This window comes from Skermanella aerolata KACC 11604, assembly GCF_000936425.1.
Classification (GTDB): domain Bacteria; phylum Pseudomonadota; class Alphaproteobacteria; order Azospirillales; family Azospirillaceae; genus Skermanella; species Skermanella aerolata.
In genome coordinates this window covers 1-7,710 of sequence record NZ_AVFK01000103.1, presented here as the reverse complement: position 1 = coordinate 7,710, position 7,710 = coordinate 1, and the positions used below count along the sequence as shown (strand labels likewise).

5 protein-coding genes are annotated in these 7,710 nt (G+C 59.1%); 1 reads left to right on the top strand and 4 read right to left on the bottom strand.

Annotation, left to right across the window (positions count from 1 at the left end; all coding sequences use genetic code 11):
• Window positions 1–63: 63 nt before the first annotated feature.
• From N826_RS37870 to N826_RS37860, 3 genes are all read right to left on the bottom strand, one after another.
• Complete coding sequence (locus tag N826_RS37870) at window positions 64–438, bottom strand: response regulator (RefSeq protein ID WP_044437660.1); 375 nt, start codon at window positions 436–438, stop codon at window positions 64–66.
• Window positions 425–4,042 (bottom strand): CheR family methyltransferase, encoded by a 3,618-nt coding sequence (locus tag N826_RS37865; RefSeq protein ID WP_052832787.1) that lies wholly within the window; start codon window positions 4,040–4,042, stop codon window positions 425–427. Before N826_RS37865 ends, N826_RS37870 begins: the two co-directional genes overlap by 14 nt.
• Before the next feature lie 320 nt (window positions 4,043–4,362).
• Complete coding sequence (locus N826_RS37860; protein WP_052832786.1) at window positions 4,363–4,911, bottom strand: response regulator; 549 nt, start codon at window positions 4,909–4,911, stop codon at window positions 4,363–4,365.
• Between the two features lie 623 nt (window positions 4,912–5,534).
• Between N826_RS37860 and N826_RS41135 the strand changes: the two genes are divergently transcribed.
• Complete coding sequence (locus N826_RS41135; RefSeq protein WP_052832785.1) at window positions 5,535–7,412, top strand: hybrid sensor histidine kinase/response regulator; 1,878 nt, start codon at window positions 5,535–5,537, stop codon at window positions 7,410–7,412.
• Between the two features lie 101 nt (window positions 7,413–7,513).
• On the opposite strand, the gene N826_RS37850 is transcribed toward N826_RS41135, so the two are convergent.
• On the bottom strand, window positions 7,514–7,710 hold a 197-nt coding region (locus N826_RS37850; RefSeq protein ID WP_044437659.1), incomplete at its 5' end, for an integrase core domain-containing protein.

The window sequence follows — 7,710 nt, the reverse complement described above, 5'->3', positions numbered from 1 at the left end:
CGTCATGATGACCCCAGTCTCTCAAGAAACGGGGCCTCCGGTAAACCCGGTGCGGTTCAACTCTCAACCGCGTCCCCCACAGAGAAGGCTTATATGTTTCTCAAGTTCATCGGCTGTGAAGGGTTTGGTCAGGCGAGCGTGGTCCTGGAGATCTTCAGGAAGTGCCCAGTCGCCGTAACCGCTCGCCAGCACGAACGGAATGCCGCGGGCACGGAGGCATTCGGTGACCGGGTAGACCCGTCCGCCCCGGATGGTCACGTCCAGAACAGCGCCGTCCAGCGTCTCCTCGCGAGCCAGCCGCAAGGCGTCGTCCAGTTTAGCCGCCGGCCCCACGACCACGCAGCCGAGATCCTGCAAGGCTTCTTCGATCATCACTGCGATCAGCAGTTCATCCTCAACCACCAGGATGCGGCATCCCGCAAGGTTATGGGTTGTCATCGGGAAGCCCCCCGGCTTCGGCGGCATTCCGAATGCGGCCGATCTCCTCTGTGAGAGGTACCGTCACGGTACAGCGAAGGCCAGCCTCCAGGAACTCCCGGTTCACCTCGGCGTCGAGTTCGTGGGCCAGCGTCCGCTCGATCAGCGTCGTTCCGAAGCCGCGCCGTGTCGGCGGCTGAACCGGCGGCCCGTCGATCTCCATCCATGTGAGCGTCAGCGTGGAGTATTTCGGCCCCGTGGCGATTTCCCCCTTCACCCTCAGGCGTCCGGTGGTCGTTGACAGGGCGCCGTACTTGGCAGCATTGCTGGCGAGCTCGTGCACGGCCATCGCCATGGCCAGCCCGGCATTCGGGGACAGCGCCACATCGGGACAATCGATCTCGACGTTTCCTTCCCCACGATCATACGGAGCCAGTTCCGTCACGATCATGGTCCGGAGAGACATCTCACCGTGCCCCTCCCGTGTCAGCAGGCTATGAGCCTTGGCGATCGCCTTGATGCGTCCTTCCAGCTTGGCGGCAAAGGCTTCGGGCGTAATGCTAGTCTTCAGCGTCTGCGACACCACGGCGGACACGATCGCCAGGATGTTCTTGACACGATGGTCGAGCTCGCTGAGCAGCAACGCCGTCCTGCGCTCCGCCGCTTTACGCTCGCTGACATCCCGCGCTACAAGCGACGCGCCGGTGATCCGCCCACCACCTTCCATAACGGGCGAAATCGTGATCGAGACATCGACCGACCGACCGTTGCCGCCGCTCCGGGTACTGTCGAAATGGGCGATCCGCTCGCCCGCTTCCAGTCGCGTCAGCAGATGTTCCCAATCGTCCGGCAGCGTTCCCGGAAGGAGTTTGGTCATCGACTGGCCGATCGCCGTGGAGGCGTTGTAGCCGTAAAGCCGCTCGGCTCCGGCATTCCAGCTCGTGACGACACTATCTAAATCAAAACTGATGATCGCATCTTGCGATGATTCGACAATGGCTGCGAGAAGGGATCTTGCCTGTTCGTGCTTCCTGCGCTCGGTAATGTCGATGAAGGTGACTACGGCACCGTCAATGACGTTGTTCAAGTCCCGATAAGGCTGGACCCGCATCAGGTAACTGGTGCCGTCACCGGCCAGGGCCACCTCGCGTTCGACCGGGATCAGGCTTCGCAGGACCTGTCGGACGTCGTGTTCCAATCCATCACGGCTCAGGCGGCTGACGATGTCGCTGATAGGCCGCCCTTCGTCGCCCTCGCGGAGCTTGAAGATCTCCAGCAGGCGAGGTGTGAAGCGCCGGATGCGCAGGTCGCTGTCCAGGAACAGGGTGGCGATCGCGGTGCTGTCGAACAGGTTCGCCAAGTCACTGTTGGAGCGTACCAAGCTGTCATTTCGGTTGTTCAGCTCGGCGTTGATCGTCTGGAGCTCCTCATTGAGAGATTGCAACTCCTCCTTAGAGGTCTCCAGTTCCTCATTGGTCGATTGTAGTTCTTCATTGACCGACAGATATTCCTCATTGGATGACTGCAACTCTTCGTTAGCGGCCTCCAGTTCCTCGGTCGTGTTGCGCAACCGCTCTCGGGTCGTCTGCAATTCCCTGTTCAGAATCTCGGCGGCGGCCTGACCCTCGGCCTTTGCGTCGGAAGCCGAAGTATTCTGCTGTACCAATTGAATTCGTTCGACCGACTGGAAGGCGACAACGAACAGATCGCCTTCTCCCGCATCGGCCAGCGGTTCGACAATCACCCGGATAGCCTCTTCGCCCGCTGCGGGGCTGACGGTGTCGTGCAGCACCTGCTCACCGGTAGCGGCAGCCCGCTTCAGCGCAGCGCGTACGGTTGCTCGCAGATCCGGATGCAGGAGGGTGAACAGATTGAGGCTGGCAACGCCTGTCGCGGGCTCGAGATACTTTACGGTTTGGCCGGAAAAGCGCAGGACGTCGTGTTGCCGGTCCACGACCAGGTATGCCGGGGCGTAGCGGGCCATGGCGCGGGCTGCCCGCCGGTCGATGTCGTTCTCGGACCGGGACACAGCAGGTCTGGTGGCAGGCGAGCGATCCTGAGCCGGCGAGAGCGGGAAGGCGGGCAGCCGTACGGCCGTCTCCTGTCTTTGGAAGATCCGATGGCGCTTGTCGATCGGTTCGAACAGGCGGGACTGTCCGGCGACACCCTCCGACAGCCCCAGGAACAGATGGCAGCCCGGCTTGAGGGCGTAGTGAAAGGTTGTCAGGACACGCTGTTGCAGCAGAGGAGTAAAGTAGATCAGCAAGTTGCGGCAGGTGATCAGGTCAAGCTTCGAGAAGGGGGGGTCCTTGACGAGGTCGTGCACCGAGAACAAGCACATCTCCCGTATATCCCTGGTGACGCGGTAGTTGCCGTCCTCCTTGACGAAATTCCGCTCCAGCCGTTCGATGGATAAGTCGGCGGCAATGGTTCCTGCGTAAAGCCCCATCCGAGCGGTTTCGATCGCCTGGTCGTCGATGTCCGTGGCGAAGATCTGGACTGGCCGGCGGCAACCGGTGCGGGTCAGCCCCTCCCGAACCAGGATCGCGACCGAGTAAGCTTCTTCGCCGGTAGCGCAGCCGGCCACCCATATCCTTATTGGCTCGGTGCTGTGCGGGTCGGTCAGTAATCCCGGGATGATCGAGGCTTCAAGGACGCCGAAGGCTTCGGCATCGCGGAAGAAGCGGGTAACGCTGATCAGCAGTTCACGGAACAGAAACTCGGCTTCGTGCGGTTGGGTGCGCAACTGCTCAATGTAGGCAGCTACCGAATCGGCCTGGAGCACGTGCATCCGACGCTGAATGCGGCGCATCAGCGTTCCGCTCTTGTACTGGCTGAAATCGCGACCGAGCCTGCCGTGCAGCACCGTGCAAATTGCCGCCAGATAGCTCGGAAGGTCTTGGCGGATGCCGTCCGGTCCTTTCGCGGCATCGTAGATCGCCCGGTGATGCCGGTAATCCATCAGGGCTCCCGGCATGTCCTCTACTGCCAGGACATGATCGACGAAGCCACCGGCCGCAGCACTTCTCGGCATGCCGCTCTTGGCATGGTGATCGAACTCGGCTTGGCTGAGGGTCAAGCCGCCATGCTCCTTGATCGCAGCGACGCCGAGCGCGCCGTCGCTGCCGAAGCCGGACAGGATGATGCCAATGGCGTTTTCGCCCTGATCCTCGGCCAGCGAGGTGAGGAACGTGTCGATCGAGGTGCGGCGGGCCGAGGGAGGTGCCGGACGGGAGAGATGCAAGGCGCCGCCGCGGATCGTCATAATGGCGTTGGGCGGAATGACATGGACCTGGTTCGGGTGGACCTCCATCGCATCCTCGGCCAGATGCACCGGCATCGAGGTGTAGCCGGCGATGATCGCGACCAGGGAACTCTCATGGTGGGGATCGAGGTGCTGGATCAGGACGAATGCCATGCCGCTGTCGGCAGGCATTTTCGAAAAGAACGCCTTGAAGGCGTCGATGCCGCCAGCCGATGCGCCGACCCCTACAATCAGATTGGTTCTGTCCGGTACATCATCCGGCTGGGCGACAGCTTCATCCCTGTCTGAAGGCTGTACCGATCCAGCGCTCTTGCTCTGGCTGTCAACGGACTTGCCTGGCTGGTTTGGGTTATCGGCCACAATGCGCCATGGGAAAGCAGTTCCTTTCAATCAGTTTCATGACTTTTACCTGCTCTACGGCGAACAGTCAGTATATTAGCCGGTTCCGCAGCGTTTACCGGAATGCGGTCATCTGCGCTCTGAGTTGTGCGGTTATGGTCCGCACCGCATCAAATGGCTGGATGATCGCCAGTCAGGACGATTCAGGATCGCCTTGCTCTCTGGACCGAACGGGATATCACTTTGAATCCCGAAGACCGCTGCCTGCAACTGCCCAGTGCCGGGACATCACTACCGGCGTAGACCAAGACGTTCCGGAAGGTCGAAAGCCCTTCGGATTCTTAACGCTCCTTATCGGTACCGTGCGGCGCCCGCAGTAGACGAGCCTCCATCACCATGTTCCGCGAATGTCGAATGATATCCCAGCCCTGCTCCATGCCCTCGACAGCAGGGCGACCGATTGGCACGGTGCAACTGACTTGGTCAGCTTCGCCGCTGACTATCGATATCAATGCTTCTATAAAAGTTGTGGATTCGAAAGGTTTTTCGACTCTAACTACTTGGCTCCAGGTGGTTGGTATGGCGTTCGTTCCATAACCGGTCAGGAATAACAGCGGTACGCCACGTAATCGAAGCATTTCCGCGAGAGGGTAAACCAGTGAGCCGCGCAGATCGATGTCGAGAACCGCGACATCGATGCAAACATCCGGGCGTTGAGCAAACTCCAGTCCAGCTTGGAGAGTAGCCGCTGGACCGACTGGTATGCATCCGACCTCATGCAAGGCCTCCACGACCTTTGCGGCGATGAGGCTACGATCTTCCATGACCAGTACACGCAAGCCCTGGAGCGTTTGGGTCCCAAGTGCATTGCTCGTCAACCGGTCGGTCATGGACTTTCCCCTACAGTATCCGCTGCTTCGACCAGCAGCCACGTGATCCTACCGCGCCGCAGCCTGCCGACTTCGGACGTCGTTTTCGAACATGCAACGTGCTGGTCGTTACCCAGTATAAACTTCGGCCACTTTGCTTCGTCAGATTCCGGAGAGATAACACCGAAGTGGAACCGGCATCAGAAACATGTGCTGGCCTCAAGCGGCGGGCAGAGCATGAGCACAAGCCGCAGGGGCTCAGCCCACAGGCTAGCTACAGAGACAGGTTGGATACGATACGATCATAGAGCAAGGTTGCATAGCATGTTTTGGCGCTATATTGTTGAACGTGATACGAATTCAACAATGAACTTTACCAAAGGTTGCATCTTGCACAAAGACTTTTTGTTGCAAGTCTTGCTGTCGCAGTGGATCTTTCAAAGATCATATAACGTTCAGGATTAGGATTGTCGAGCATGCAGACTTCAGTTCAATGATCCTAATGATCGTCTTCATACGCCTGCTGCCATTGGCGTAGCCTCGACTACGGGATGACCGCCTTCTGATAAAGTGAGTTTTGCGTTCTCCTCAACACGATGTTGCGTGTCGATGATTCTAAATTATCATCATCAGGAAATAATAGTATGCTGTTCAAAGGTAAGGGGTGGACCAGGAAGGAGTGGACCGGGACGGATCTCGAAGATGCCCTCAGGCGAGTTGATCATCTGACCTGGGAACGTGATCATGCCCTGACATTGCTGACTGCACACCAGCGAACCGCGTTTGAAGGATCGGCTCCCCAGACTCACCTTTTGAATCTCGTTCAACAACGCGACGTTCAAATCGCCGATCAACAGGAACGGCTTCTCACCCTCCAGCAGCGTATTCAAGATCTGGAGGAGGAAGTGCAGAGCAGCCATGCCGCCACGCTTTATTGCCGTGCCGAGGCCAGTACCGCAATTCGGGAATTGCAGATTGCTGCCGTGGAACTTGAAGCGACCAATAAAGCTTTGCAGGTGGCCAATGAAAGGTTGGTCACGACTCTACGCTGTGCTCAGGCCGGTACCTGCGATTGGGACATGGTCGAGAACCGCGCACGCTGGTCGGAGGAGTTCTACAATCTGCATGGTCTCGATCCCGGATCAGAACCGGCGACTGATCAGATTTGGTACGGTGCGATGCATCCGGAGGATCAGGAGCGAGGGAAACAGACTATCCAGGACTGGCTCGAGCGCCGCAAGGGCGACATCGATCTCGAGTACCGCATCCATCATCCTGCCAAGGGACTGCGCTGGCTCGCTCTCACGGGCCGCATCCTCTACGATCCTTGCGGAGGGCCATGCCGCATGATGGGTTTGGTCATCGACATTACCGATCGCAAACAGGCGGAGACACGGGCTCAGGAGGCCCAAGCGGAGGCCGAACGGGCCAATGCCGCCAAATCGCGTTTTCTGGCTGCCGCCAGCCATGACATTCGGCAGCCGATCCAGGCGGCCGCCCTGTTCCTCGGCCTGCTGGAAAAACGCGACCTCGATCAGTCAACCCGGGATTTGGTGAGCCGATTGACGGACGCCGTCAGCGGGGTGCAGGGCATGTTGGAAGGGCTGCTCGACCTGGCACGGCTGGAAGCCTGCATGATCGTGCCCGACATCCGCGACATTGCTCTCGACGACCTTCTGCGACATTTGGCCGTCGAGTTCGGTGGGATTGCCGAGGCTGCCGGATTATGGCTGCGTGTCCCGATGACAGGCCGAATCATTTCCACAGATGCACTGCTGCTCGAGCGAATTCTGCGTAATTTGGTTGCCAACGGCCTCAAGTACACCGAGCGAGGCGGTGTAACAATCGAGTGTCAGGAAGTGGAAGAAGGGATCAGGATCACGGTAAACGATACGGGATGCGGAATTCCGGTGGAGCAACTCGACGCAATCTTCGAAGAATTCATCCAGCTTGACAACCCGGCGCGCAACCGTGCCCAGGGGTTTGGACTCGGGCTCGCCATTGTCGAGCAGACTGCACGACGGCTAGGCCATCGACTGGCAGTGAGCTCTAAACCGAACGAAGGCTCGAGCTTTTCTCTGACGGTGCCACTCAGCCGAAGCGTTCCTGACCTTGCTCCCGAGCTGCTCGGGGTGGAAAGGCGTCAAGCGGGCTCTCTTCTGAAAGGGCGGACTATCATTGTCATCGAAGATGATCCAGCTATTCAGTTGGCATTGGACATGCTGCTGCAGGACTGGGGTCTCAAGGTGCTTATCGCGTCTTCGCTTGAAGAGCTGGACGCTCTGCTGAACGAACTCCAATCTCCCCCGGACCTCATGCTGGCGGATTATCGGCTGCCCGGCGGCACGTGCGGTACGGACGCCATCGAACTCGCGCATCTCAGGTGGCCGGTTCCAGCGGTGTTGATGACTGGCGATACAGCACCCGAGCGTTTGGAAGAGGCACGGCGCAGTGGCTGCCGATTGTTGCATAAACCGGTCAATCCAGCCGATCTCAGACGGACTCTGAACGCCTGCCTGTAACTTGGCAGTTGATTGGAAAGGAGATGCGTGAGAATGACGGCTGAGGTGGCTCCGCTTGTCTGAACAGATTTTTCGGCTGATAAGTGGAGCGCCTGCCGGGTTCAGGCTGCCGCGATCTGCGGAAGCGGGGTGAAGTAGGCATGATCGGATGTTTGCCGATCAAGGCTCGAATGAGGTCTGCGGGAGTTGTAAAAGCCAAAGTATCTGGCGAGCGACTTCGAGGCTTCGGCTACCGTATCGTAGGCCTTGAGGTAGGTGAGTGGCGCGGGGCATCTCAGCCCCGCGCTCTCCCAGAACC

Bases quoted from the DNA above. Each gene is read 5' to 3' on its own strand.
- N826_RS37870 (WP_044437660.1), bottom strand. From the start codon at position 438: ATGACAACCCATAACCTTGCGGGATGCCGCATCCTGGTGGTTGAGGAT.
- N826_RS37860 (WP_052832786.1), bottom strand. From the start codon at position 4,911: ATGACCGACCGGTTGACGAGCAATGCACTTGGGACCCAAACGCTCCAG.
- N826_RS41135 (WP_052832785.1), top strand. From the start codon at position 5,535: ATGCTGTTCAAAGGTAAGGGGTGGACCAGGAAGGAGTGGACCGGGACG.